Origin of the sequence: Pseudomonas sp. ITEM 17296 (genome assembly GCF_028895205.1) — a bacterium.
In the GTDB taxonomy this organism is placed as follows: Bacteria; Pseudomonadota; Gammaproteobacteria; order Pseudomonadales; family Pseudomonadaceae; genus Aquipseudomonas; species Aquipseudomonas kermanshahensis.
Window position 1 is genome coordinate 1 of record NZ_WJRS01000021.1, and the last position, 25,831, is coordinate 25,831.

Consider the following 25,831-nt stretch of genomic DNA (forward strand, 5'->3'; position numbering starts at 1 on the left):
CCCTCTCCAGCCCTGCACCTAGCGGCCCTGATGCAACCCTAACAACAACCAGGAGCAAACGATGAGCATGACCTTTTCCGGCCAGGTAGCCCTGGTCACCGGTGGCGCCGCAGGTATTGGCCGGGCAACGGCGCTGGCCTTCGCCCGTGAAGGCTTGAAGGTGGTGGTGGCCGACCTCGACCCAGTCGGCGGTGAGGCCACGGTGGCGTTGATTCACGAGGCGGGCGGTGACGCGATGTTCATCGCCTGCGACGTCACTCGGGAGGCGGATGTGCGCCAGCTGCATGAGCAGCTCATCGCCGCCTATGGCCGCTTGGACTATGCCTACAACAATGCCGGTATCGAGATCGAGCAGGGCCGCTTGGCCGAGGGCAGCGAGGCGCAGTTCGACGCCATCATGGGCGTCAACGTCAAAGGGGTGTGGCTGTGCATGAAGTATCAGTTGCCATTGCTGCTGGCCCAGGGCGGTGGGGCGATCGTCAATACTGCGTCGGTGGCGGGCCTGGGGGCGGCGCCGAAGATGAGCATCTACAGTGCCTCCAAGCACGCGGTCATCGGCCTGACCAAGTCGGCGGCCATCGAGTATGCGAAGAAGGGCATCCGGGTTAACGCGGTGTGCCCGGCGGTGATCGATACCGACATGTTCCGCCGTGCCTATGAAGCGGACCCGCGCAAGGCGGAATTCGCGGCGGCGATGCACCCGGTGGGGCGCATCGGCAAGGTGGAGGAGATTGCCAGTGCGGTGCTGTACCTGTGCAGCGATGGGGCAGCCTTCACCACGGGGCACAGCCTGACAGTGGATGGTGGGGCTACGGCGATCTGACAAGTCCGGGGCGTGTAATCTTTTTTTGTAGGAGCGGCCTTGCGTCGCGAAAGGGCCGCAGAGCGGCCCCAGCATCCTTTGCCAAAACGCTGAAATCGTGGGGCCGCTCCGCGGCCCTTTCGCGACGCAAGGCCGCTCCTACAAGGGTCAGCTGCGTACTTGGGGCTGCGGGCTTTGCGCTGCAGCAGTCCGCGCAGACAACCACAACGCCAACCCAACCAGCACGCACCCCAGCAGCAGCACCCCACCAAACACCAGCAAGGCCGTCCGTGACCCCAAGCGGTCGCTCAGCAACCCGGTAAAGATCACCGGCAAGCTGAAGCCCAGGTACGCCAGCAAGAAGAACCCGGCACTGGCCCGGGTTTTTTCTGTGCCGGCCAGTTGGTTCACCGCCGCCAACCCGCCCAGGTAGATAAACCCGTAACACGCACTGCTGGCCGCCACCGCGCCCAGCAACACGGCCCCCAGTCGCCCAGCATCGGCCCCCCAGGCCAGCACCGCGTAACTGCACGGCAGAATCAGCAGCCCCAGCAGCGTGGCCTTGAGGCTCGACAGGCGACGTGCCATCGGCTGGAACAACAAGCCGCAGCTGATCACGCAGAAGGTCGAAAACCCCGACCAGGCACTCAAGCCATGCTGTCGCAAAATCCCCGGCAGCAGGGCGATGACCAAGCCAACGCAGGCCCAGGCCAGCAAGATGGCCAGGCCGTAGGCAACGCTGCCGCGGGGGTAGCACGGCAGCCGTAGCATGGCGCTGCGCTGTGTCGGGCGCGGGTCGGGCAGGCGCCAGACCAGCACCAGGGCAACGGCGGCGAGCAGCAGCTGCAGGTGGAAGCTGCCTGGGGTCAGGCTCGGGCCGCGCAGCAGGAACAGGCTGGTAAGCGCGGCGCCCAGGCCAAAGCCCAGTGAGGTGCTGGCGGTGACCCAGTTGGCGGCACGGGGGCTGCCGTCACTGCCCATCAGCTCGCCCATGTAGGCGGTTGCCGTGGCCGAGGCAAGGCCGGTGCCCAGGCCCAGGAACAGCCGCGCCAGGCCAAGGGTTTGCAGGCTGGGGGCGAGTAGCATGAGCACGGTGGCGATCATCGACAGGATCAGCGCGGCGATGATCATCGGGCGGCGGCCAACCCGGTCGGCCAGCCCGCCGAGGGCCAGGAGTACCGGGAGTACGCCCAGCACGTAGCCGGAGAAGGCCACGGCGGTGGCGGCGGCTCCCTGACCAGAAAGGTCGGCGTAGGTGATGTAGAGCGGGGCCTGGAGGTTGACGGCGAGGGTGATCAGGCACAGGGCGAAGGCCAGTCTGGCGGGGGCGCGGGGCATGGGTAAGATCCTGGTTTTTTAAAGGGCAGTGCCGGCCTCTTCGCGGGCAAGCCCGCTCCCACAGGTACAGCGCGCGGTTCAATGGGCTGTGAAAAAATCCGGGTAGGAGCAGCCTTGTGCTGCGAAGAGGCCAGTGGCAGCAGTCAAGATTTCCGGTGTTGTCACCGGCCTCTTCGCGGGGCAAGCCCGCTCCCACAAGTACAGCGCGCGGTTCAATGGGCTGTGAAAACCTGTGTAGGAGCAGCCTTGTGCTGCGAAGAGGCCAGTGCAAGCAGCCAAGATTTCCGGTGTTGTCACCGGCCTCTTCGCGGGGCAAGCCCGCTCCCACAGGTACAGCGCGCGGTTCAATGGGCTGTGAAAAATCCGGGTAGGAGCAGCCCTGTGCTGCGAAGAGGCCAGTGAAAACAATCAAGATTTTCTGTGTTGTCACCGGCCTCTTCGCGGGGCAAGCCCGCTCCCACAGGTACAGCGTGCTCCTACCCGAATCGCGTGCGATGTGAGGGCCGTGTTGGTGTGGCAACAATGATTCCAATCAGCCTCCGCAACCAGACACACCGCCACCCCATTTATGCTTAACTGTTCGCTCAAAACCTGCGAACACTTGCCATGCACTTCCCTCTAGACCGCACCAGCACCACGCCCTTGGTGCAGCAACTCACCGACCACCTGCAAACCTGGATCGGCCACCAACGCCTGCGCCCCGGCGCCCGTCTGCCGTCGATCCGTGCGTTGGCGCGCAGCCAGGCGGTCAGCGCGTCTTGTGTGATCGAGGCCTATGATCGCCTGGTCGCCAGCGGCTGGCTGGAGGCGCGGCATGGCACCGGCTTTTTCGTCGCCGAGCGCAAACCGGTGGGCGAGGCGGACGATGGCTTGCCTTGGGGCGAGGCTGGCGATGGCCACTGGCGGCAGTTTCGCGAGGGCCATGACGAGCTGCTCAAACTCGGCTGTGGCTGGTTGCCCAACAGCTGGCGTGCGGCCACCGAGCTGGCCCAGGCGGTGCGCCAGGTCAGCCGCGGCAACCCGCAGGACCTGTTCGACTACTGCCCACCGCTGGGCCTGGCCAGCCTGCGTCAGCAACTGCACAAGCGCCTGGCGCGCCAGGGCATCGCCGCCGGCCCCGAACGCATCCTCACCACCCAAGGCGCCAGCCATGGCCTCGACCTGCTGGTGCGCACCTTGCTGCGCCCTGGCGATACGGTGCTGGTGGAAAACCCCGGTTACTACAACCTGTACAACCTGCTGCGCCAGCACCAGGTGCGCATGTTGCCCGTGCCCCGCCTGGCCGAAGGCCCAGACCTGGCGGCGCTGGAGCGCTTGCTGGCCGAACACCGCCCGCGATGCCTGTTCATCAACAGCCTGTACCACAACCCGACCGGCACCAGCCTGACCCCCAAGGTTGCCTACCGCCTGCTGGAGCTGGCCCGCGAGCACGACCTGCGCATCATCGAAGACGATATCTACGCCGACTTCCAGGAAGGCCCGGCCACGCGCCTGGCCACGTTGGACAGCGAACAGCGGGTCATCTACATGGCCAGCTTTTCCAAAACCCTCAGCAGCTCGCTGCGGGTCGGCTACTTGGTCGCTGACCCGGCCCTGCTGGCGCGGCTGGCCGAGCTGAAGATGGTCAGTGGCATCGGCACGTCGCGCTTCGCCGAGCAGGTGGTGGGGCAGATGCTTGCCAACGGCAGCTACCGCAAAAGCGTGCAACGCCTGCGGGTACGCCTGGGCCTGCACATGGCCAAGTTGCTCGGGCAGTTGGAGCAGGCAGGGTGGGAGGTGTTCTGTGAGCCTTACGGCGGTATGTTCGTGTGGGCGCGGGTACCCGGGCGTGACGTTGCCAGCCTGGAGCGGCTGGCCCTGGAGCATGCGGTGCTGCTCACCCCTGGCAGCGCCTTCGATTACCAGGGTGCGACCAGCGATTGGCTGCGCATCAATGTCGCTTACGGGCAGGATTCCCGCGCCCAGGCCTTCTTCAAACACGCAGGGCGACCTCCAGCACACTGAAAGCGACACGCTCATAGCTATTTGACACTATTCTGGCGTCAGGCCCTTGTGAGTGCACGGGTATCGTTGCCACGCTTGGCCTTCGGCAAAACCTGACAAGGTGAAGGGGAATCGGCGATGGGCGCGACCAAGCACGGTGTTCTGGCCAACCTGGGCATGGCCCGCAAGCTCGGCCTGGGCTTTACCTTGGTGCTGTTGTTGACGCTGGCGGTGGCGGCCATCGGCATCGCCGCGCTGCACAGCGTGGGCCAGCGCTTCGACGGCTTGCGCCAGCTGGCCCAGGTCAATACCGACCTGCTCAGGTTGCGCCAGCACGAACAAACCTTTGCCATGAGTTCCGACATCAAGCAGGCCGAGGCCTTGCGCACGGGCCTGCAGGGCTTGGCCGAACGTGCCCGTGGCTTGCCGGCGCTGGCGGCGGCCGAGGCTGAGCTAAGCGCCTATGGCCAGGCGTTCGAGGCCTTTGTCGAAGCGGTGCAGGCCAAGGAGCTGGCGCTGGACATGGCCAGTTGGTCGGTGTCCAGCGTGGCCAACAACCTGGATGTGCTGCAGGCCGGGCTGGCCGACGACGGCACCTACACCCTCAAACAATCCCAGGGCCAGCAGGGCGGCGAGTTTCTGGAGCAGGCCGCGCAGGTGGCGCAGGTGTCGCGGCTGATGCTGCAAGCAATGGACGAAGCCCGCGTGCGCCTGGACAAGAGCCGCAAGGGTGAAGAAGGCGCGGGCCAGACGCGCATCGCCCAGACCCTCGAAGCCGCAAGCCTGGTCGAGCAGCTCAAGGCCGCCGTCAGTGATGCCGGGTACCAGAGTGTGCTGGGCGAAGTGGCTGGGCACATCGGCAGTTTCTCCGACAAACTCAACGAATACACCGACCTGCTGGCCAAGGAGCAGGGCCTGAAGGCGCAGCTGCAGGCGCGCGCCGAGCAGGTCACCGGCCGGGTCGACCAGGCCTACCTGGCGCAGGAGCAGGCCCTGCAAGGTGAGTTGTCGCGCAATGCCCTGGCCATCGCCCTGGCCACGGGGCTGGCGCTGTTGGTGGGTGTGCTGGCTGCCTGGCTGATCACCCGTGCGGTGGTCGGGCCGCTCAAGCGCGTCATCGCCCGTGCCCAGCGCATTGCCGCGGGCGAGTTGAGCCTGGAAGCAGAAGCGCCGCGCCGCGACGAGGTGGGGCAGTTGATGCAGGCCATGCAGCAGATGGCGGCCGGGCTGTCGGGCATTGTCAGCGGGCTGCAGCAGGGTATTGAGCAACTGGCCGGCAGTGCGCAGGCGCTGTCGGCGGTGACCGAGCAGACCAACCGCGAGGTGGGCAGCCAGAAGGAGGAGACCGAACAGGTGGCCACCGCCATGCAGCAGATGACGGCCACCGTGCACGATGTGGCGCGCAATGCCGAGGAAGCGGCGCAGGCGGCCCAGTCTGCCGATGACAAGGTCGAGTCTGGGCAAGTGGTGGTGCGTCAAAGCATGCAGCGTATCGAGCAGTTGGCGTCGGCTGCCGAGACGGCCAGTGCCGGCATCGACAGCCTCAGTGCCGAGATCCACACCATTGGTGATGTGCTGGAAGTGATCAAGAGCGTCGCCGAGCAGACCAACCTGCTGGCGCTCAATGCCGCGATCGAAGCGGCGCGTGCGGGCGAGCAGGGGCGAGGTTTTGCGGTGGTGGCCGATGAGGTGCGGGCCTTGGCCCGGCGTACCCGGCAATCGACCGAGCAGATCGAGACCCTGGTGGGGAGCTTGCGCGGCAACGCCCAGCAGTCGGTGGCGCAGATCCGCGGCAGTACCGAGCTAGTGCGTTTGGCGGTGGCGGATGTGTTGCAGACTGAAAGTGCGCTGGGCAGCATTGCCTCGGCGGTTTCAATGATCCAGCAGATGAACCAGCAGATTGCCGCCGCGGCCGAGCAGCAGAGCTCGGTGGCCGAAGAGATCAGCCGCAGCGTTACGCAGATCCGCGGCAGTGCCGATCAGGCGGCGTTGGCGATGCAGGACAATGCCAGGTCGAGTGTCGAACTGGCGCAGTTGGGCACGGACTTGAAGGGGATGGTGGGGCATTTCAGGTTGTAGGTGCTTGGCGGGGCAGGTGTGTCGGTATTGAGATCGAGCGCCGCCCGCGCGGCGCATCGCGAGCAACGCTCGCTCCTACGTTTGTTTTTGGCCAATAACGCCTGTGACAGGCGCACGCGACCACCTTGTTTGTTCGACGCGATATCGCGCCATGCGCCAAGGCGGTCGCGCGCGTTTGCCCCAGGAATAACTGGCCCGAAACAAACGTAGGAGCGAGCGTTGCTCGCGATGCGCCGCGCGGGCGGCGCTCGATCTCAACCCCGACGCCGATCTCCCGTCATACCCTACGCGGATTCAAAATCATCAACGTCAAAACCCCCGCCACAATCCCCCAGAACGCCGACCCGATTGAGAACAGCGTCAACCCCGACGCCGTCACCATAAAGGTAATCAACGCCGCCTCACGCTCGCGCGCCTCGCCCATGGCCACGGTCAGCCCGTTCATGATCGAGCCAAACAACGCCAAGGCCGCAATCGACAGCACCAGCTCTTTCGGCAACGCCGCAAACAGCGCCGCCAACGTTGCCCCGAACACCCCGGCAATGCCATAGAAAATCCCGCACCACACCGCCGCGGTATAGCGCTTGCTCGGGTCTTCATGGGCATGTGGCCCGGTGCAGATCGCTGCGCTGATCGCTGCCAGGTTCACCCCGTGCGAGCCAAACGGTGCCAGCAGCAACGAGGCAAACCCGGTCGCCGAAATCAATGGTGAAGCCGGCACCTGGTAGCCATCTGCCCGCAGCACGGCCACGCCGGGCATGTTCTGCGAGGTCATCGCCACCACGAACAGCGGAATCCCAATGCTGATGGTCGCCCCCAGCGAGAAGCTCGGCGTGGTCCACACCGGGGTGGCCACTTCCAGGCGGAAGCCGCTGAAGTCCAGCAGGCCAAGGGCACCAGACAGCGCCGTACCGACCAGCAACGCGGCCAGCACGCAGTAACGCGGCGACAGGCGCTTGACCAGCAGGTAGCTGAAGAACATGCCCAGTACCAGCACGGTGCGGTGCTGCGCGGCGACAAAGATCTCGCTGCCGATCTTGAACAAGATACCCGCCAGCAGCGCCGAAGCCAGCGAGGCCGGAATACGTTTGACCAGGCGCTCGAAGCTGCCGGTCAGGCCGCAGATCAGCACCAGCACGGCGCAGGTGATGTACGCCCCAATGGCCTCGCCATAGCTGACGCCGCCCAGGCTGGTAATCAGCAGCGCAGCGCCGGGGGTCGACCAGGCCACGGTGATCGGCGTGCGGTAGCGCAGCGACAGGCCAATGCTGCACACCGCCATGCCGATCGACAGCGCCCAGATCCAGGACGAAATCTGCGCAGTGGTCAGCCCGGCCGCCTGGCCGGCCTGAAACATCAGCACCAGTGAGCTGGTATAGCCGGTGAGCATGGCAATGAAGCCGGCGACCACCGCCGACGGGGAGCTGTCTGCCAGGGGCCGCAGGCGTGCGGAAGTGGCATCGGTCATGAACAAAATCCTTGTAAAGGTGTAAGCAGTTTTTTCAGACTAACGCGAGCAAGGTTGATCCTTGCCATACAGCGGCCATTGCTTTTAGCCGTACAGTCGCCAACTATTGGGCACGAATGCGCAACTGCATGGGAGGGGAGGGGTGATGTACAAGGTCTATGGCGATTACCAGTCGGGCAACTGTTACAAGGTCAAGCTGATGCTGAGCCTGCTGGGCCGGCCGTATGAGTGGCACCCGGTGGATATTCTAAAAGGCGAAACCGAGACGCCTGAATTTCTGGCAATGAACCCCAATGGCAAGGTGCCGGTGCTGGAGCTGGAAGACGGCACGTACCTGTGGGAATCCAATGCCATCCTCAACTTCCTGGCCGACGGCAGCGAGTTCCTGCCCACTGAGCCGCGGTTGCGCACGCAGGTCTTGCAGTGGCAGTTTTTCGAGCAGTACAGCCATGAGCCGTACATTGCCGTGGCGCGGTTCATCCAGTTTTACCTGGGGTTGCCGGATGATCGGCTGGAGGAGTACCGCAAGCTGCACAAGGGCGGGTACAAGGCGCTGAAGGTGATGGAGCGGCAGTTGCAGATGACGCCGTACCTGGTGGGGCAGCAGTATTCGATTGCCGACGTGGCGTTGTATGCCTACACCCATGTGGCGCAGCAGGGTGGGTTCGACCTGGCGGATTACCCGGCGGTCAGGGCCTGGTTAGAGCGCGTGGCCAGCCATCCGCGGCATGTGCCGATGGTGGGCTGAGCCTATTCGACTAGCCCGGGCGCGATTCCCCGCCCGGGCGCGATTCCTTGCCTGGCGCAATTCCCCGCCTGGGCGCAATTCCTTGCCTGGCGCAATTCCCCGCCCGGGCGCGATTCCCCGCCTGGGCGCAATTCCTTGCCCGGGCGCGATTCCTTGCCTGGCGCAATTCCCCGCCCGGGCGCAATTCCTTGCCTTGGCGCAATTCCTTGCCTGGCGCAATTCATTGTAGGAGCAGCCTTGTGCTGCGAAGAGGCCGGTGCAAGCCACAGAGATATCCTCAGCCTGCACCGGCCTCTTCGCAGCACAAGGCTGCTCCTACAAGTACAAGGTCAGCCGAAGAAGTACAACGTCAGCCGAAGAAGTACAAGGTCAGCCGAAGAAGTACAACGTCAGCCGAAGAAGTACAACGTCAGCCAGAGAAGTACAACGTCAGCCAGAGAAGTACAACGTCAGCCGAAGAGGTACAACGTCAGCCCAAGCGGTGCCAGGTCAGGCGAAACGCTTGTCCAGGTAGGCAATGATGGCCTTGGACTCATACATCCAGCTCACCTTGCCTTCTTCCTCGATGCGCAGGCATGGCACTTTCACGCGGCCACCGCCTTCCAGCAGCGCCTGGCGATGCTCTGGGTCGTTCTTGGCGTCACGCAGCGCCACTGGCACGTTCAAGCGGTGCAGGGTGCGGCGGGTTTTGACGCAGAACGGGCAGGCATGGAACTGGTACAGCGCAAGGCCACTGGCCGCTTGCTCGACACGCGCCTGGGCGGCGGCATCGCGCTTGCGCTTGGCCGGGCGGCTGATCCAGTCGCCGAACACGATGAGCTGGCCGAGGCCAACCCGCAGGGCTTTGACGATCATGGGCAACTCCTGAAAAGAAAAAGCCGACCCAGCAGGGTCGGCTCAGGGTAACCAGCCAATCACTTGATCAGGCTGAGGAACTCACTGCGGGTGGCGGCGTTGGCGCGGAATTCGCCCAGCATCACCGAGGTGATCATGCTCGAATTCTGCTTCTCGACACCGCGCATCATCATGCACATGTGCTTGGCTTCGATGACCACGGCCACGCCAGCAGCGCCCGTTACCTTCTCGACCGCTTCGGCGATCTGGCGGCTGAGGTTTTCCTGAATCTGCAGGCGACGTGCGTACATGTCGACGATGCGTGCCACCTTCGACAGGCCCAGCACCTTGCCCTTGGGCAGGTAGGCCACGTGCGCCTTGCCGATGAAGGGCAGCATGTGGTGCTCGCACATCGAGTACAGCTCGATGTCCCGGACCAGTACCATCTCGCTGTTGTCGGAGGTGAACAGCGCGCCGTTGGTGACTTCTTCCAGCGTCTGCTCATAACCGCGGCAAAGGTACTTCATGGCCTTTGCAGCCCGCTTGGGCGTGTCGAGCAGGCCCTCACGGGAGACGTCCTCGCCGATCTGGCTGAGAATCTCGGTGTAGTTCTGTTCCAGGGACATGTATCTACCTGTGGGAAAAATCGCAAAAACGAAGGGTACGGCGGCAAGGGCGGCGCTGCAAGCGCGGCGTTACTCGTCGCGTCCTTCGAGCATGGTTCGTTTAAGCATCACATACACCGCGCCGGTGCCGCCATGGCGCGGGTTGCACGAGGCAAAACCGAGCACTTGCGGGTGCTGGCGCAGCCAGGTGTTGACGTGACTCTTGATCATCGGGCGCTTGCCGTCGAGGCGCGCGGCCTTGCCGTGGGTGACGCGGACACAGCGCACTTCCAGCTTGGTGGCCTCGGCGATGAAGTCCCAGAGTGTTTCACGGGCTTTCTCGACGGTCATGCCGTGCAGGTCGAGGCTGCCCTCGAAAGCGATCTGGCCGAGTTTGAGTTTGCGCAGCTGGGTTTCCTGCACGCCGTCACGGCGCCACATCAGCTCGTCTTCGGCGCCAACGTCGATGACGAACTGGTCGGACATGCCGTCGATCACCAGTGCCTTGTCGCTGCGCACGGTAGCCGCCTGCCGCAGGCCGGCCAGCTGCTTGCGGTCGGCCTTGGGTTTGCCGACCTCGGCACGGTCGTGCTTGATCGGCTTGACGCCGCGCACTTCGGCATGGAACAGGGAAAAGTCGTCGTCTTGCATGATGCCTCCACGTGGGCGGCGTAGTTTACGCGACTGTGGGGCTGTGTGCAGCCTGTGCGGGCCTCTTCGCGGGTAAACCCGCTCCCACAGGTTTCGCGCGGACACTGAACCTTGTGGGAGCGGGTTTACCCGCGAAGAGGGCCGCACAGGCGATACAAAAGAGTCAGTCGTGTTTTTTCATCAAGTGCGGCGACAGGTTCAATTCCCGCCCGCGACGCAGGCGAATACGGCTGCGCCGCCAGAAGCGCACGCCCAGCCACAGCAACAGCAAGCCAGCCCCGGTGAGGATGCTGGCCAGCGGTTTGTTGGCATTGAGTTCTTGCAGGGCCGGGTAATTGCCCAGCAGGCCGGCGATGCCGGCCATGGCCAGCAGCACACCCAGCGTTGCCAGCAAGGCGGACAGGCCGGCAGCCAGGCGTGCGCCCCAATTGCGCGGTTCGCGCGTGCGCAGGCGTTTGGCGTCGAAACTGCCTTTGAGCTTCATTCCGATTTCCTCTGTGGATATCCGGAATTCGACCTGCGCTCGCCCTTTGGGTTCCGCCCGGCTGCCGGGCGGTCGTTACCCGCCCTGAATCAGATCAGGCTGGCGGTAGGGGCGACACAGGCGAAGTTGTCGGCCATCACGGCCATTTCACACTGGTGAATCTGTGCGGCCGGGATGACCCCGTCCTTGAACGCCAGGTCGCGGGTCGCCGAGGCGTCTTCCACCAGGGTGCACCGATAACCATAGTCCTTGGCGCGGCGCACGGTGGTGCTGACGCTGGAGTGGCTCATGAAACCGCAGACGATCAGGTCCAGGTGGCCCAGCGCCTGCAGGGTGTCATGCAGCTTGGTGTTCTTGAACGCGTTAGGCATGCGCTTTTCGATGACGATTTCGCCTTCGTGTGGCTCCAGCCCAGGGATGAACTGGCCACCGCTGCCTTGTGGGTCGAAACGGCCACCGACAGTGCCCAGGTGACGGACGTGGATGATCGGACGGCCGCTCTTGCGCGCGGCATCGAGCAACCGGGCGATGTTGGCCACGGCCTCGTCCATGCCCGACAGTGCCAGGGGACCACTGAGGTACTCCTTTTGCGCATCGATGATGATCAGGCTGGCGTGGCTCAGCTTGGCCGGCGGGTAGTCGCGGCCAGTGAGGCGGAACATCGTGGTTGGAACGGACATCAAGGGCTCCTTGGAAGGGCTTTTGTATACCTATTGTCCCTTGCCTTGGCGTCAATGGGAATGGTTGACATCGCAAACAGCGTGGTTACTGGCCTGTGGCTACCCTTTGGGGAACGCCAAGGAACAATTGTGCGGGTTGGGCTGTTAGACTTTTGTACGGTCTGAATTAGGAGTACCCCCGTGATCACATCCCGTCTGCGCACGCTGCGCGACTACATTCGCTGGGCGGTCAGCCGCTTCCACGAGCGCGAGCTGTTCTTCGGCCACGGTGCCGACAACGCCTGGGACGAAGCCCGCCTGCTGGTGCTGGGCGCCGTGCACTTGCCATGGGAGGTGGCCGACAGCTACCTGGACTGCATGCTCGAGGACGACGAACGCGTGCGCCTGCAGCACCTGCTCAAGCGGCGTATCGAAGAACGCGTGCCCACCGCCTACCTGCTGGGCGAGGCGTGGTTCTGCGGCATGTCGTTCATTGTCGACGAGCGCGTGCTGGTGCCCCGTTCGCCGATTGGCGAGCTGATCGAAAAACGTTTCGAGCCGTGGCTGGCGTCAGAGCCTGCGCGCATTCTGGACCTGTGCACCGGGTCTGGTTGCATCGGCATCGTCGCGGCCGAAGTGTTCCCCGAGGCCGAAGTGGTGCTGGGCGACCTGTCGTTCGATGCCCTTGAAGTGGCGAACCAGAACATTGAGCGTCACGGCCTGGACATGCGCGTCTACACCGTGCAGGGCGATGGTTTCGATGGCCTGCCAGGGCAGCGCTTTGACCTGATCCTGTCCAACCCGCCGTATGTCGATGCCGAAGATTTTGGTGACATGCCGGCCGAGTATCACCACGAGCCTGAGCTGGGCCTGGCCTGCGGTAACGATGGCCTGGACCTGGTGCGGCGGATGTTGGCCGAGGCGGCTGACCACCTGACCGACAAAGGGTTGCTGATTGTCGAGGTGGGCAACAGCCAGGTGCATGTCGAGTCGCTGTACCCCGAGGTGGATTTTGCCTGGCTGGAGTTCGAGCGGGGCGGGCATGGGGTGTTCATGCTGACAGCCGAGCAGTGCCGGCAGCATCAAGAGCTGTTCAAAGCTCGGGTTTGAGTGGGGGCTGCTTTGCAGCCCATCGCGGGTAAACCCGCTCCCACAGGTACTGCGCCGTTTTCAAGGCCAGTGCTGCACCTGTGGGAGCAGGTTTACCCGCGATGTGGCCGGAACAAGCAACCCAAGCCAGTTGTTCCCACAGGTACAGCGCCGTTCTCAAGGCCAGTGCTGCACCTGTGGGAGCGGGTTTACCCGCGAAGCAGGCGCCACGGTCTCAGCGAGTAGCAATCCAGATCAGCAGCCCCGCCTGAAACATCGCAAATGCCACCAGGCAGGTGATGGTAAAGCGCAACCCGCCATCTTCACGCCGGTACTTGGCCACCCGCTCATCACGTTCGCGCAGTTGACCTTCCAATTCCTGCAGCTGTTGATCGGCCTGCTGCAGCAGGTTGGCCGCATCGAGAATCTCCACCCGCTGCAGACGCTCGCTGCTCCAGGCGCCTTTCAGCTGGCCCACCGTGGCTTCAACGGTACGCCCTTTGAGGTGCTGAGGGTCTTCGTACTCCACTTCGATACCCACCCCTCGCAAGAACTGGTCCCGGCGCAGGCGTGAATCCTCGCTCAGGGCATCCTTGCTCGGCAGTGCCATGCCTTCGACCCGGTAATGCGACCACCTGCGCTGCAGCCATTGCACGGCCTGGGCCAGCATGAAGCGGCCGATACCGCGGTTCAGGGGTTCCAGCTGCAGGCCCTGGTCGCTGCCAATGCGCACCAGGCGCTCGGCGTGGTCGACGCGGATATCCAGGTGGTTCTGCTCTTTGCGCACCTTTTGCCCCGGCAGCTGGATTTCCATGCGCAGCAGGCTGTGGGCTTTGTCGTGGCGCTCGGCGTAGCCGAACTGCACAAAGCGCAGGGGGCGGGCTCCGGTGGCGCGGTCGGTGGGCAAGGGGGCCAGGCGCAACAGCTGGAAGTGTTCGGCGGCAAGGTCGGCCCAAGGCAGCGCGGCGCCGTCCTGGGGTTGTGGCTCGTCGGCCGGCTCTAGGGCGGCGGGGGCAATTGTCATGGGGGCTGTCCTTATGTGCGTGCTGGCAGCCAGAGGGGGCACTGCGTGCCCCTTTCGCGACACAAGGCCGCTCCTACAAAAGCGTACGCGATCGCCTGTGTAGGAGCGGCCTTGCGTCGCGAAAGGGCCGCGCAGCGGCCCCAATTCTTGCCGCCATCTACTCTATCGGCAGCCCCGGCCAAGACCTGAGGGTCAGGCCGATGGCAAATGCTGGATGAACGTAACGATCCGCTCCCCCAGCTCACGGGCCAGTGGCAGCTCGGGGTTGAGGTAGCTGTCACGCTGTTCGCTCATGGCCTTGGGGCTGATGCGCAGCATGTGGTTCATGCCATCGATCAGCACCAGCTGCGCATCCGGTTTCGCAGCCTTGAGGCGCTCGGCATCCGTTACGTCGACCTGCACGTCGTTGCGGCCCTGGACGATCAGCGCCGGCATCGGCAATTGCGCGAACGCCGCCGCCGGGTTCTGCCGGAACAGCGAAATCAGGTACGGCTGCACGCTGGGGCGGAACACCTGGCGCAGCGGCGCGGGCACATCCAGGCTGGTCTGCCCAGCCTGCAGGCGGTCGAGCAAGTCACTGCCACGGGCCAATTGGGCGGGCGGCAGGCGCTGGGCCAGCTGCTCGCGCAGTACGTCGGCCAACGGGCGGCCGACGCCGGCCAAGGTGATCACCGCGCTGGCACCTGCCTGTTCGGCGGCGAGGCTGGCGATCAGCGCGCCTTCGCTGTGGCCCACCAGAATCAGCGGGCCGAACCGTGGGTCGGCCTTGAGCTTGTGGCTCCAGGCAACCACATCGGCGACATAGCGCTCGACGCTGAGGTCACGCTCATCGGGCGTGGCCGGCTGGCTCGCGGCCACGCCGCGCTTGTCATAACGCACGCTGGCAATGTGGTCGTTGGCCAGCACCAGGGCCAGCCGCTTGAGGTTGTCGATACGCCCCGTGGCCGGGTTGTTGCCGTCTCGGTCGGTGGGGCCGGAGCCCGCGATGATCAACACCACCGGGGGCGGCGTGGCCTGTTGTGGCAGCAGCAGGCTGCCGTGCAGCACGCCCTGGCCGGTGTCGAGGTCGATGGGGCGCTGCAAGACGGTGGGGGAGGCGGCCTGGGCGAGGCCAGCACAGAGCATGAACAACAAGGCGACGAGGCGCGGCATCATGGGGTACTACGGTGGGGAGATCTCGGTTTGACCCAATGTTTGTGGGAAGGTTCGGTGGGTAGTTGCCTGTGCTGGCCTCTTCGCGGGTAAACCCGCTCCCACAGGAACATCACTGCTTTCAGGCTAGGGTCCACCCTGTGGGAGCGGGTTTACCCGCGAAGAGGCCCGCACAGACAACCAATCCCTCGGTATTTTTCCGTATACTGCCGCTTTCGTTCACCTCAGGCAGACTCGCGGAGCGTCCATGTCCGGCAATACCTACGGCAAGCTGTTCACTGTCACCACCGCAGGCGAAAGCCATGGCCCGGCGTTGGTCGCCATTGTCGATGGATGCCCGCCGGGCCTGGAGATCTCCCTGGCCGACCTGCAGCATGACCTCGACCGGCGCAAGCCTGGCACCAGCCGGCACACCACCCAGCGCCAGGAGCCGGACGAGGTCGAGATCCTCTCCGGTGTGTTCGAAGGCCGCACCACCGGCTGCTCGATCGGCCTGCTGATCCGCAACACCGACCAGAAGTCCAAGGACTACTCGGCGATCAAGGACCTGTTCCGCCCGGCGCACGCCGACTACACCTACCACCACAAGTACGGTGAGCGTGACTACCGCGGCGGCGGCCGCAGCTCGGCCCGCGAAACGGCCATGCGTGTCGCGGCAGGGGCCATCGCCAAGAAGTACCTGGCCACCCAGGGCATCACCGTGCGTGGCTACATGAGCCAGCTGGGCCCAATCGAGATTCCGTTCAAGACCTGGGAGTCGGTCGAGCACAACGCCTTCTTCAGCCCCGACCCGGACAAGGTGCCGGAGCTCGAGGCCTACATGGACCAACTGCGCCGCGACCAGGATTCGGTTGGGGCGAAGATCACCGTCGTGGCCGAAGGCGTGATGCCAGGCCTGGGCGAGCCGATCTTCGACCGCCTCGACGCGGAACTGGCCCATGCGCTGATGAGCATCAACGCGGTCAAGGGCGTCGAGATTGGCGCTGGCTTTGCCAGTGTCGCCCAGCGCGGTACCGAGCACCGTGACGAGCTGACCCCGGAAGGGTTCCTCAGCAACAACGCCGGCGGCATCCTGGGCGGGATTTCCTCGGGCCAGCCGATTGTTGCGCACCTGGCGCTGAAGCCGACCTCCAGCATCACCACGCCGGGCCGTTCCATCGATGTGGAGGGCAACCCGGTTGACGTGATCACCAAAGGCCGTCATGACCCCTGTGTTGGCATCCGCGCCACGCCGATCGCCGAAGCGATGATGGCCATCGCCCTGATGGACCACCTGCTGCGCCACCGCGCACAGAATGCCGACGTGAAGGTCAGTACTCCGGTGCTGGGCCAGCTTTGATTCGTCAGTGCCGGCCTCTTCGCGGGTAAACCCGCTCCCACAGGTACTGTGCTGCCCTCAGGGCCTGCACCTAACCTGTGGGAGCGGGTTTACCCGCGAAGAGGCCGGCACAGGCAACAACCAATCTGGCTGAGCCCCCATGCCCCCAATCCCCTACTGGCGCCTGTCCAGCTTCTACCTCTTCTACTTCGCCCTGCTGGGCTCCACAGCCCCCTTCCTGGCGCTGTACTTCGACCACTTGGGTTTCTCCCCGGCGCGCATCGGCGAGCTGGTGGCCATCCCTATGCTGATGCGCTGCGTCGCCCCCAACCTGTGGGGTTGGTTGGGCGACCGCACCGGCCAGCGCCTGCTGATTGTGCGCCTGGGCGCCTTGTGCACGCTGGCCAGCTTCGCCCTGATCTTCTTCGGCAAGGGCTACGCCTGGCTGGCGCTGGTCATGGCCCTGCACGCGTTCTTCTGGCACGCGGTGTTGCCGCAATTCGAAGTCATCACCCTGGCGCACCTGCACGGGCAAACCGCCCGCTACAGCCAGGTCCGCCTGTGGGGTTCGATCGGTTTCATCCTAACGGTGGTGGGCTTGGGGCGCTTGTTCGAGTGGCTCAGCCTGGACATCTACCCGGTCGCCCTGGTGACGATCATGGCGGGCATCGTCCTCGCCAGCCTGTGGGTGCCCAATGCCCAGCCGCTGGAGCAGGGCGAGCGCAGCGGGGCAGGCGGCTTTTTACAGCAACTGCGGGCACCTGGGGTAATCGCGTTCTATGCGTGCGTGGCGCTGATGCAGCTCAGCCATGGGCCGTACTACACCTTCCTTACCCTGCACCTGGAACACCTGGGCTACAGCCGCAGCGCCATCGGCCTTTTATGGGCGCTGGGGGTGGTGGCCGAGGTGCTGGTGTTCATGGCCATGAGCCGCATTTTTGCGCGGTTTTCCGTGCAGCGGGTGTTGCTGGCCAGTTTTCTGCTGGCGTCTTTGCGCTGGCTGCTGCTCGGCAACCTGGCCGATGACCCGGCGGTGCTGGTGCTGGCCCAGGTGATGCACGCGGCCACCTTTGGCTGCTTCCATGCCGCCTGCATCGCGTTCGTCCAGGCCAGCTTCGGCGCTCGCCAGCAAGGCCAGGGCCAGGCGTTGTACGCGGCGTTGTCTGGCACCGGCGGTGCGCTGGGCGCCTTGTACTCGGGCTACAGCTGGAAACTGCTGGGGCCGACCTTCACCTTTGGTATGGCCAGCGCCGCAGCCTTGGCCGCAGCCGTTATCATTGCCCTTTGTTCGCAATCGACCAGGACCCGCCACTGATGAGTACCCTCAGCGTTTTCCACCCGTCCAGCCCAGGCCTGCCGAACAAGCTGCTGACCCACCACGACGACATTGCCGCGACACTGGCCGAGCAGGGCGTGCGTTTTGCCCATCACCCGCTTGCGCTGCGGGTTCGCCCTGGCAGTTCAGAGGACGAGGTGATGGCAGCTTGCAGGGGGCACCTCGACCAGTTGATGACCAGCCACGGCAGTGCGGCCTTCACACTGCTCAACCGTGACGGGGTGGACCCGTCACAGGCGGATGTACGTGACGAGCATGTGCATGACGCCGAAGAGGTGCTTGCGGTGGTCAGCGGCCGGGCGCAAGTGGGTTTGCGGTTGGGCGAGTTCGTGTATTCGGTGCTGTGCGAGAAGGGCGATCAGCTGGTGGTGCCGGCAGGCACGCGGCGCTGGGTAGAGCTGGGCGAGACGCCGTTCTGCCTGGCGTTGCGGTTGTTTGGCAGTGAGCAGGGGATGCAGGCGCGGTTGACCGGGGATGAGACTGCCCGGGCGTTTTTAGGGATCGACGAGTTGTAATGCTTGGGCGGGCCTCTTCGCGGAGCAAGTCGGACCGCCGCACCGCCGCTCCTACAGGTCAGTGGTAATCCTGTGGGAGCGGCGGTGCGGCGGTCCGACTTGCCCGCGAAAAGGCCGGTGCTGGCAATCAACGATAGGTCGGCAAGGCAAACCGCTGCTGGCTCTGCAGCATCGAAATCACCGGCAGCTCGCTGGCCTGTTCAGCCAGGTCGCGACGGATGGCGCTGATCGCCCAGGACAGCTGCTCGGCACTGTGCAGTTGGCCGTAGGTCAACACGCGGCGGGTAACCTTGCCATCAGCGGCGCGCAGGGTGAGCAAGACACCACCATCGGGGCGGGGCTGGGTTGCGACCTGGTAGGCCGAAAACACCGAGACGAACTTTTCCTGGATGAGGTCCATATCAACTCCTGACTGTTGTGTGGCAGACGTGAGTTGATGGTTGCAGTGACCGTGCCAGAAACTGGTTAAGTTAAAAATCCTTTAAATTCAATGGCTTACGATGCTGCTGTAAGGATCTCTTCGTGCAACCTGCAAGGTCGTGCATTTTGCACAGTGCATTTTGCACGGCCCGCCGCCAGCTATCGGCCCGATAGAATCTGAACCTTTGACCGCATGGCCTTGCCTGACAAAGACTTGGGCAACCATTTTTGCCAGGAGGTTCAACATGTCCACCGTCCAACCCTCGCCTGCCGCCATGACCGATGACGAAACCGCGGCCTTCGCCGAGCAGGTGTTCGAACGCGCCCGCCAAGGTGACGCCCCGATGCTTGAGCGGTTGCTTGCCAGTGGCCTGCCTGCCAACCTGCGCAACCACAAGGGCGACACTTTGTTGATGCTGGCCTGCTACCACGGCCACCATGACGCGGTGCGCGTGCTGCTTGAGCACGGCGCCGACCCATTGATGGCCAATGACAATGGCCAACTGCCAATCGCTGGCGCCGCGTTCAAAGGCGACCTGGCCATGATCCGCTTGCTGCTGGAGCATGGGGTGCCGGTCGATGCCGCCGCGCAGGACGGGCGCACCGCGCTGATGTTGGCGGCGATGTTCAACCGCAGCGAGATCCTCGACTACCTGCTGGCCCAAGGTGCCGACCCGGCACACCAGGATGCCCGCGGCGCCACCGCGCTGATGGCCGCGCAAACCATGGGCGCGGCAGACGCCGTGGCGCGCCTGCAGGCGCTGGCCGGCTAACTGTTCGGGGGCGTTTGCGGCTATCCTTGGCGACTTTTCACCGGTCGCAGGCCCCCCTTCATGAAAAACCAATTGCTCGAACTCATCACCCTCATCGGCGCCGGTTGCATGCGCGATGAAGACATCGAGCGCATTGCCGACGAGGCCGCCCAGGCCTACGCCGACCCCGTCGCCTTCCTGGCGGCCAACCCAGACATCAACTACGACGACACCTTCCCCATCCCGTTGGGGGAGTGGATCGTGCTGGGCAGCCTGCCGGACACCGTGCTGTTCCAGGCTGACAGCTATCAGGACCTGTTCCAGAACATCGCCGACTCGTTCGACAAGAGCGTGCCGTTCACCCTCAAGCCCAAGCAGCTGGCGCGCACCGAGCCACTGACCGCGCTCAATCGCATCCAGGTGCAGATGGGGGCGTTGAACAAGGAGGCGGGGGGTTATGTGCTGCTGAACTTCAGCCAGTTGCTGGATGATGAATTGCAGATGGTGATGGTCGGCCAGCATGACCTGGCACGGGTGCTGGAGCTGGGGGCTGAGGTGGGGATCAAGACCGAGCCGGCTTTGGAGGCTTTGAAGGTCGCGGTTCACGTCTGAGTTGTCGGTTGGCTGGACCGGCCTCTTCGCGGGGCAAGTCGGACCGCCGCACCGCCGCTCCCACAGGAATACCACTGGCTTCTGAGCTGTGGTGATCCTGTGGGAGCGGCGGTGCGGCGGTCCGACTTGCCCGCGAAGAGGCCGGTACAGGCAACCAAAGTCTTCAGCCCAGTGCTGTATCCAGAAACATCATCACCCCAAACCCACCCATCAACCCCAGGGTCGCCGCCGTCTGGTGGCCATTGCGATGGGTCTCGGGAATCACCTCGTGGGACACCACAAAAATCATCGCCCCCGCCGCCAACCCCATGCTTATCGGGTAGGCCAAGGCAAAACCGGTGGAAATCCCCAGGCCGATTACCGCACCCAGCGGCTCCATCAGCCCTGAACCCACCGCCACCAACGCCGCCTTCATGTTCGACAGCCCCGTGGCGCGCAACGCCAAGGCCACGGCCAGGCCTTCAGGGATGTCCTGGATGGCGATCGCGCTGGTCAGCGGCAGGCCGATGTTCATGTCGCCATTGGCGAAACTCACCCCAATCGCCATGCCTTCGGGCAGGTTGTGCAGGGTAATCGCCAACACGAACAGCCACACCCGGTTGATGCGCTCTGCCTCTGGGCCGCAAGGGCCGGTGCTCTCGTGCTCGTGTGGGGTGAAGCGGTCCAGGCCCAGCATCAGCAATACCCCAAGGCCCATGCCCAGCACCACGGTAAACGCCGCCGCCGGGCCGTTGCCGGTGATCTCGCGGGCGGCATCCAAGCCCGGCAGAATCAACGAAAACGAACTGGCGGCCAGCATCATGCCAGCGGCAAAGCCGAGCATCACATCCTGGGTGCGCGCACTCACATCACGCAGCACCACCGCCAGTACCGCGCCCAGGGCGGTGGCGCCAAAGCCGGACAAACCGCCCAGCAGCGCCAGGTGCAGGTTGTCGGCATGGTCGCCGTTGACCGCGTTCCACAGGCTTGCCGCCAGCAGCACGATCACCGCCAGCAGGCTCAACCCCAGGCCGGCGCTGAGCCAGGGGGTAGTCAGCACCTGTTGCCGCCAGGCGCTCAGCAGCGAGGGTGGGGTGGCGGTTTCGGAATGGGCTGGGGGCATGCGAACCTCGAATCAATGAATACAGGCAGTCTAAGCAAGGACCTGCACGATCGGCCAAGGATTCCCTTCTATCGACGTGATAGCTGGCTATGCTGTGCTGCAACGTCTTTGCAAGGGAGTAGCGGCATGGGGTCTACATTCAATAGCCTGGTTGGCCTGATCATTCTGGCTCTGGATATCTGGGCGATCCTCAATGTGATCAAAAGTGGCAGCGAAGTGGGCATCAAGGTGTTGTGGATTCTGCTGATCGCGCTGCTGCCGGTGATAGGGCTGGTGATCTGGGCAATTGCCGGGCCTAGGGGCAATGTGCGGATCTGATAGCGGACATAAGCAGAAATGCGGCCGTGACAAAATTTTCACATTGGTTTAAACAGAATCCGCACCCGCACAATGCTGCGTTGGTATTAACCTTCGCCATCTCCGCAAACCCGCAATCCTAGGACTTTCCCATTCATGGCTAACACGGATGCCTTGAAACAGGGCGCGCGAGCGTCGTTCGCGCCGACCCTGAAATCCCACCTGGCCTACACGCTGCTCAGCGGCCTGGTCATCATGCTGATGCTCAGCCTCGTGCGCCTGGCGCTGTTGGTCTACAACAGCGACATGATCGGCGATACGCCCTATGCGACTGTCGCTGAAGGCTTCCTGAACGGGTTGCGCTTCGACCTGCGGGTGGTGGTGTACATCAGCATTCCGCTGCTGTTGGCCATTCTCAGCCCTTGGGCCATGGCCCGGCGTGGCGTGTTCCGGCTGTGGCTGACCCTCGCCTCCAGCGTGGTGATGTTCCTCGGCCTGATGGAGATGGACTTCTACCGCGAGTTCCACCAGCGCCTCAACGGCCTGGTGTTCCAGTACATCAAGGAAGACCCCAAGACCGTCATGAGCATGCTCTGGTACGGCTTCCCGGTGGTCCGTTACCTGTTGGCCTGGGTCATTGGCACCTTGCTGCTGAGCCTGCTGTTCAAGGGTGTCGACCGCATGACGCGCGGCGGCCAGCCGACCGGCGCCACCCCGCAGCGCAGCGTAGCGCCGTGGTACAACCGCCTGGCGGTGTTCATGGTGATCCTGCTGGTGGCCGTGGTCGCCGCCCGTGGCACCCTGCGCCAGGGCCCGCCGATGCGTTGGGGTGATGCCTTCACCACCGACTCCAACTTCGTCAACCAGCTGGGCCTGAACGGCACCCTGACGTTGATCGATGCTGCCAAGAGCCGCTTCGGCGAAGACCGCGCCAACATCTGGAAGCCGGTGCTGGACCAGCCGCTGGCCACGCAGACCGTGCGTGAGCAACTGCTGACCGCCCACGACACCCTGGTCGACGCCGACGAAGCCGCGATCCGCCGTGACTTCGTGCCACCGGCCGACCGTACCCTGCCGATCAAGAACGTCGTGGTGATCCTCATGGAGAGCTTCGCCGGCCACTCGGTGGGCGCCCTGGGCAGCCCTAACAACATCACCCCGTACTTCGACAAACTGGCCAAGGAAGGGTTGCTGTTCGACCGCTTCTTCTCCAACGGCACCCATACCCACCAGGGCATGTTCGCCACCATGGCCTGCTTCCCCAACCTGCCAGGCTTCGAATACCTGATGCAGACCCCGGAAGGCGGGCACAAGCTGTCGGGCCTGCCGGCATTGCTCAGCGCCCGCGATTACGACGACGTGTACGTCTACAACGGTGACTTCGCCTGGGACAACCAGTCCGGTTTCTTCGGCAACCAAGGCATGACCACGTTCATTGGCCGCAATGACTTCGTCAACCCGGTGTTCTCCGACCCGACCTGGGGTGTGTCCGACCAGGACATGTTCGACCGTGGCGCTGAGGAGCTGGCCAAGCACGACGGCAAGAAGCCGATCTATGCGCTGCTGCAGACCTTGTCCAACCACACGCCGTACGCGTTGCCCAAGGACCTGCCAGTGGCGCCTGTGACCGGCCAGGGCCGCCTGGACGAGCACCTGACGGCCATGCGTTATTCCGACTGGGCGTTGGGCCAGTTCTTCGAGAAGGCGCGCAAAGAGCCGTACTTCAAGGAGACCCTGTTCGTCATCGTCGGCGACCACGGCTTCGGCAACCACCAGCAGGTCACAGAATTGGACCTGGGCCGCTTCAACGTACCGCTGCTGCTGATTGCCCCGGGCATCCAGGAGAAGTTCGGTGCGGTCGACCACACCGTCGGTACCCAGGTCGACATCGTGCCGACCATCATGGGCCGTCTGGGTGGCCAGACCCGTCATCAGTGCTGGGGCCGCGACCTGCTCAACCTGCCTGAGGGCGACCAGGGCGTGGGCATGATCAAGCCGTCGGGCAGCGAGCAGATCGTGGGTTTGGTGCAGGGTGACCGCATCCTCATCGAGTCCAAGGACATGAGCCCGCGTATGTACCGCTACCAGCTGGGCAGCGAGTTCAAGGCCGAGCTGATCGAAAGCCCGGACCAGCCGGAAATGCTGAAAAAGCTTGAAGCGTACATCCAGACGGCGACCAAGAGCCTCTTGGACAACACCGCTGGCGTCGTGCACGGCACGCCGAAGTAACCCCCAGCAGGCGCGCCCGCTGTCCCGGCAGGCGCGCCTAGTGTCCCCGTCAGGCGTGTCCGCTGTCCCCGGCACGCGCGCCTGTCATCGCCGGCTGCCGTGTCTATCATCGCCGGCTGCCGCGTCCGCTGTAGGAGCAGCCTTGTGCTGCGAAGAGGCCAGTGAAAGCACCGTAGATTTTTGGTGTTTACACTGGCCTCTTCGCAGCACAAGGCTGCTCCTACAAGGGCCACCGCAAAACCCTGCCAATTGAAGGGCCACCGCAAAACCCTGCCAATTGAAGGACCACCGCAAAGCCCTGCCAACTGAACAAATCCCCCCGCCCAAGGTCAAGCTATACAGGCGCCACACACCCGGCGTTCTTCAGATCGAGGGCTCGTTCCATGAAAGAGTGGGAAGTCATCTTTGCCGACCAGAAAGGCGAACCGACGTCATTGCGGCTGCGGGCTGAACATTGCCCCAGCGAAGAAGACGCGGCCCGTGCCATTCGCTCGCACTTGTTTCCGGTCATGGATGAATTGGACCTCAACGACTTCCAGGACCGTGCACCATCCCCCACGGCGCGCTGGCTCAAAGAGCAAAATGGCGTAACCATCACCCGTATCCAGGAAGCGTCCTGAAGCTTGCGTTGACGTGGTGCCCACGCAGGCACTACGCTGGACCCAGGTGCCGGCCTATTCTGCGGGTCGGCACCCATAACATTCGCGTCTTGCATCAGCTCTATACAACTCGATCTGCCCGGCACCGCCGGCAGGTACGTAGTGCCCGGAAAGTCTATCCATTGCATTGCAGGAGGACGATTCATGAGCAGCCAGAACGACGATATCAGCAGCAATGTCCTGCGCCAGATGAAAGCTGGCGGTTTTGACTTCACCCGCATCCACCCCATCGAGTTCTACGCAGTATTCCCTGATGAAGCCGGCGCGCGACGGGCAGCCGGGCAATTTCGTGGCGAGTCCCTCAACGCCCAGGTACGCGAACGCAAAGACGGCGCCTGGCACCTTGAACTGAGCAAGGTCATGTATGCCACTTATGGAGGGATTGGCGACTTCGAAGAAACGTTCGAGCAACTCGTTTCACCGTACGGTGGCGAGGTCGAAGGATGGGGCGTCAAGCAAGAGCGACTGTGCGCCTGACCCTGACTCACCCACTGCCGCTCCACAGGCTTATGCACCTCCCTGTAGGAGCGGCCTTGTGCCGCGAAGGGCCGCCAAGCGGCCCCAACCTCTCAGGGCTTACGCCCCGCCATATGCCCCAGATAAGCCAGTAGCGCATCCAACTCCTGCTCGCTCAACACAGCCTCTGTAAACCCCGGCATCTTCGCCTGCGGCCACGTTCGAAGGCTTTGCGGGTCACGGATCAGCTTGCGCAAAAATGCCGGCTGGAAGTACTCGGTAGGGTTGTGCGGCAGGTTCAAGTCCGGCCCAAACTGGGCATCACCCGCGCCATTGAGGCGGTGGCAGGCCAGGCAGTTCTGCTGGAACAACGCAAACCCCTGGCGCACCGGGTCATCGGCCGGGAGCTTCGGGTCTGGCAGCAGTGCCGGAAAACGCTGCTCCACCGAGGCCAGGCGGCGGATGCTGGCGATCTGGAACGGCCACTGCTCCGGGCGGATGCCGCTGGCCTGCGGTGCCGTCCAGACCAGGTAGAACGGCCCGGCGCTCGGCTTGCCTTTGCCCAGCGCGGGCCACGGTTTGGCCGGGTCTTCGACGGCCAGCCAGGCACGCGCCGGCCCTTGCTGCAGCAGCGGCGCGGCAGGCATTTCGGCAGCAAAACCATCCAGCGCGACGGCTTGCAGGTGGTCGTTCGCACCCACACCCTGCAGCAGCACAGCCAAGGGGACGGCGCGATACTGCATGGGGCGCTTATAGGAAACGTCCTGCTCGATGCTGATGTCGCGCGCCTGCGGGTGGGCAAGCAGCTCGGCGCTGCTCCACTGGCGCGAGGTGTCGCCCAGCTCAAGGTGCAGCTGCGCAGCCGACACTGGCAGGCTCAAAAGCAGGGCGAGTAGGGCAAGGCAGTGGCGCATGGGGAATCTCCGACCTTCAAGGCCGGCAGGTTACATGCGCGCTGCCTGTTGACGCCACAGCCACCGTCAGCCGAACAAACGTGTCAGGTTCGGCAGTATCAGCAGTAGAGTCGTGGCGAAGAGAATGAGCCCTGCTTGGCGTATTTTCGATTGTCTGAACATGGCGGACCGCCTTCTTGTTGTTATTCCTGAATACCCGTTGGCTTCCCTGTCGCGTTTCGGGTCGATCGCAGTGGCGTAAGTTGACGCCTGTTCTGCTTGCCTCTTGAAAGTCGATATACAACCAACAGTAGGGTGTGCGTCAT

General features: G+C 64.0%; 26 protein-coding genes and 1 pseudogene. 15 read left to right on the forward strand and 12 right to left on the reverse strand.

What is annotated here, in order from left to right:
- The first annotated feature begins 61 nt into the window (after window positions 1-61).
- Entirely contained in the window at window positions 62-823 is a 762-nt protein-coding gene (locus GIB19_RS20510) for an SDR family oxidoreductase (protein ID WP_186679476.1), read from the forward strand.
- 147 nt (window positions 824-970) lie between these two features.
- On the opposite strand, the gene GIB19_RS20515 is transcribed toward GIB19_RS20510, so the two are convergent.
- Window positions 971-2,140, reverse strand: coding sequence for an MFS transporter (locus GIB19_RS20515; protein ID WP_274887827.1), 1,170 nt, complete (start codon window positions 2,138-2,140; stop codon window positions 971-973).
- Window positions 2,141-2,746: 606 nt separating this feature from the next.
- Between GIB19_RS20515 and GIB19_RS20520 the strand changes: the two genes are divergently transcribed.
- From GIB19_RS20520 to GIB19_RS28510, 3 genes and pseudogenes are all read left to right on the forward strand, one after another.
- Window positions 2,747-4,144 carry an aminotransferase-like domain-containing protein gene (locus GIB19_RS20520; RefSeq protein ID WP_274887828.1) on the forward strand — a complete coding sequence of 466 codons (1,398 nt, stop codon included), beginning with the start codon at window positions 2,747-2,749 and terminating at the stop codon, window positions 4,142-4,144.
- A gap of 669 nt (window positions 4,145-4,813) precedes the next feature.
- A pseudogene (locus GIB19_RS28505) lies at window positions 4,814-5,341 on the forward strand (HAMP domain-containing protein); the annotation flags it as partial.
- Window positions 5,339-6,202, forward strand: coding sequence for a methyl-accepting chemotaxis protein (locus tag GIB19_RS28510; protein WP_371098508.1), 864 nt, complete (start codon window positions 5,339-5,341; stop codon window positions 6,200-6,202). The pseudogene GIB19_RS28505 and the gene GIB19_RS28510, both read left to right, overlap by 3 nt.
- 277 nt (window positions 6,203-6,479) lie before the next feature.
- On the opposite strand, the gene GIB19_RS20530 is transcribed toward GIB19_RS28510, so the two are convergent.
- Window positions 6,480-7,670 carry a benzoate/H(+) symporter BenE family transporter gene (locus GIB19_RS20530; RefSeq protein WP_099428577.1) on the reverse strand — a complete coding sequence of 397 codons (1,191 nt, stop codon included), beginning with the start codon at window positions 7,668-7,670 and terminating at the stop codon, window positions 6,480-6,482.
- A 145-nt stretch (window positions 7,671-7,815) separates the two neighbouring features.
- Here GIB19_RS20530 and GIB19_RS20535 point away from each other — a divergent pair, with 145 nt between their 5' ends.
- Complete coding sequence (locus GIB19_RS20535; RefSeq protein WP_099428578.1) at window positions 7,816-8,418, forward strand: glutathione S-transferase family protein; 603 nt, start codon at window positions 7,816-7,818, stop codon at window positions 8,416-8,418.
- Window positions 8,419-8,907: 489 nt separating this feature from the next.
- Here GIB19_RS20535 and GIB19_RS20540 read toward each other — a convergent pair whose 3' ends face one another.
- The 5 genes from GIB19_RS20540 to GIB19_RS20560 form a co-directional block, all read right to left on the reverse strand.
- Complete coding sequence (locus tag GIB19_RS20540) at window positions 8,908-9,273, reverse strand: glutaredoxin family protein (protein WP_238216108.1); 366 nt, start codon at window positions 9,271-9,273, stop codon at window positions 8,908-8,910.
- 59 nt (window positions 9,274-9,332) lie between these two features.
- Complete coding sequence (gene folE, locus GIB19_RS20545) at window positions 9,333-9,878, reverse strand: GTP cyclohydrolase I FolE (RefSeq protein WP_027596006.1); 546 nt, start codon at window positions 9,876-9,878, stop codon at window positions 9,333-9,335.
- Window positions 9,879-9,947: 69 nt separating this feature from the next.
- A complete protein-coding gene (locus GIB19_RS20550; protein ID WP_027596007.1) occupies window positions 9,948-10,508 on the reverse strand; it encodes a Smr/MutS family protein in 561 nt (186 codons plus the stop codon).
- A gap of 163 nt (window positions 10,509-10,671) precedes the next feature.
- Window positions 10,672-10,992, reverse strand: a complete 321-nt coding sequence (locus GIB19_RS20555) for a hypothetical protein (RefSeq protein ID WP_027596008.1) — start codon at window positions 10,990-10,992, stop codon at window positions 10,672-10,674.
- A gap of 89 nt (window positions 10,993-11,081) precedes the next feature.
- The gene (locus GIB19_RS20560) at window positions 11,082-11,672 is read right to left on the reverse strand and encodes a cysteine hydrolase family protein (protein ID WP_027596009.1); all 591 of its coding nucleotides are present in this window, start codon (window positions 11,670-11,672) and stop codon (window positions 11,082-11,084) included.
- Window positions 11,673-11,852: 180 nt separating this feature from the next.
- On the opposite strand from GIB19_RS20560, the gene prmB reads away from it, so the two are divergent.
- Complete coding sequence (prmB, locus tag GIB19_RS20565) at window positions 11,853-12,761, forward strand: 50S ribosomal protein L3 N(5)-glutamine methyltransferase (RefSeq protein WP_027596010.1); 909 nt, start codon at window positions 11,853-11,855, stop codon at window positions 12,759-12,761.
- A 214-nt stretch (window positions 12,762-12,975) separates the two neighbouring features.
- Here the strand turns inward: prmB and GIB19_RS20570 are convergent, their stop codons facing one another.
- Window positions 12,976-13,764 carry a hypothetical protein gene (locus tag GIB19_RS20570; RefSeq protein ID WP_099428580.1) on the reverse strand — a complete coding sequence of 263 codons (789 nt, stop codon included), beginning with the start codon at window positions 13,762-13,764 and terminating at the stop codon, window positions 12,976-12,978.
- Window positions 13,765-13,956: 192 nt separating this feature from the next.
- Entirely contained in the window at window positions 13,957-14,919 is a 963-nt protein-coding gene (locus tag GIB19_RS20575) for an alpha/beta hydrolase (RefSeq protein WP_027596012.1), read from the reverse strand.
- Window positions 14,920-15,163: 244 nt separating this feature from the next.
- Between GIB19_RS20575 and aroC the strand changes: the two genes are divergently transcribed.
- From aroC to GIB19_RS20590, 3 genes are all read left to right on the forward strand, one after another.
- Window positions 15,164-16,255, forward strand: a complete 1,092-nt coding sequence (gene aroC / locus GIB19_RS20580; protein WP_027596013.1) for a chorismate synthase — start codon at window positions 15,164-15,166, stop codon at window positions 16,253-16,255.
- Window positions 16,256-16,394: 139 nt separating this feature from the next.
- The gene (locus GIB19_RS20585; protein ID WP_099428583.1) at window positions 16,395-17,549 is read left to right on the forward strand and encodes an MFS transporter; all 1,155 of its coding nucleotides are present in this window, start codon (window positions 16,395-16,397) and stop codon (window positions 17,547-17,549) included.
- A complete protein-coding gene (locus tag GIB19_RS20590) occupies window positions 17,549-18,085 on the forward strand; it encodes an oxidase (protein WP_099428584.1) in 537 nt (178 codons plus the stop codon). The genes GIB19_RS20585 and GIB19_RS20590 overlap by 1 nt, the downstream gene beginning before the upstream one ends.
- A gap of 127 nt (window positions 18,086-18,212) precedes the next feature.
- Here GIB19_RS20590 and GIB19_RS20595 read toward each other — a convergent pair whose 3' ends face one another.
- Window positions 18,213-18,485 (reverse strand): DUF3509 domain-containing protein, encoded by a 273-nt coding sequence (locus GIB19_RS20595; RefSeq protein WP_027596016.1) that lies wholly within the window; start codon window positions 18,483-18,485, stop codon window positions 18,213-18,215.
- Between the two features lie 265 nt (window positions 18,486-18,750).
- Between GIB19_RS20595 and GIB19_RS20600 the strand changes: the two genes are divergently transcribed.
- Window positions 18,751-19,278 (forward strand): ankyrin repeat domain-containing protein, encoded by a 528-nt coding sequence (locus GIB19_RS20600; RefSeq protein ID WP_027596017.1) that lies wholly within the window; start codon window positions 18,751-18,753, stop codon window positions 19,276-19,278.
- A gap of 60 nt (window positions 19,279-19,338) precedes the next feature.
- Window positions 19,339-19,869, forward strand: a complete 531-nt coding sequence (locus GIB19_RS20605; RefSeq protein WP_027596018.1) for a hypothetical protein — start codon at window positions 19,339-19,341, stop codon at window positions 19,867-19,869.
- Window positions 19,870-20,032: 163 nt separating this feature from the next.
- Here the strand turns inward: GIB19_RS20605 and GIB19_RS20610 are convergent, their stop codons facing one another.
- Window positions 20,033-20,971, reverse strand: a complete 939-nt coding sequence (locus GIB19_RS20610) for a ZIP family metal transporter (RefSeq protein WP_027596019.1) — start codon at window positions 20,969-20,971, stop codon at window positions 20,033-20,035.
- 126 nt (window positions 20,972-21,097) lie between these two features.
- On the opposite strand from GIB19_RS20610, the gene GIB19_RS20615 reads away from it, so the two are divergent.
- The 4 genes from GIB19_RS20615 to GIB19_RS20630 all read left to right on the forward strand — a co-directional run bounded on the left by GIB19_RS20615 (window position 21,098) and on the right by GIB19_RS20630 (window position 24,633).
- Window positions 21,098-21,289: a PLDc N-terminal domain-containing protein gene (locus GIB19_RS20615; RefSeq protein ID WP_027596020.1), complete on the forward strand. Its 192-nt coding sequence runs from the start codon at window positions 21,098-21,100 to the stop codon at window positions 21,287-21,289.
- 135 nt (window positions 21,290-21,424) lie between these two features.
- Window positions 21,425-23,497: an LTA synthase family protein gene (locus tag GIB19_RS20620; protein ID WP_274887832.1), complete on the forward strand. Its 2,073-nt coding sequence runs from the start codon at window positions 21,425-21,427 to the stop codon at window positions 23,495-23,497.
- 383 nt (window positions 23,498-23,880) lie between these two features.
- On the forward strand, window positions 23,881-24,117 hold the full coding sequence (locus tag GIB19_RS20625; RefSeq protein WP_099428586.1) for a hypothetical protein: 237 nt from the start codon (window positions 23,881-23,883) through the stop codon (window positions 24,115-24,117).
- A 183-nt stretch (window positions 24,118-24,300) separates the two neighbouring features.
- Window positions 24,301-24,633 carry a ribonuclease E inhibitor RraB gene (locus GIB19_RS20630; protein WP_027596023.1) on the forward strand — a complete coding sequence of 111 codons (333 nt, stop codon included), beginning with the start codon at window positions 24,301-24,303 and terminating at the stop codon, window positions 24,631-24,633.
- Window positions 24,634-24,725: 92 nt separating this feature from the next.
- On the opposite strand, the gene GIB19_RS20635 is transcribed toward GIB19_RS20630, so the two are convergent.
- Window positions 24,726-25,526, reverse strand: a complete 801-nt coding sequence (locus tag GIB19_RS20635) for a cytochrome c (RefSeq protein ID WP_274887833.1) — start codon at window positions 25,524-25,526, stop codon at window positions 24,726-24,728.
- Window positions 25,527-25,831 lie beyond the last annotated feature (305 nt).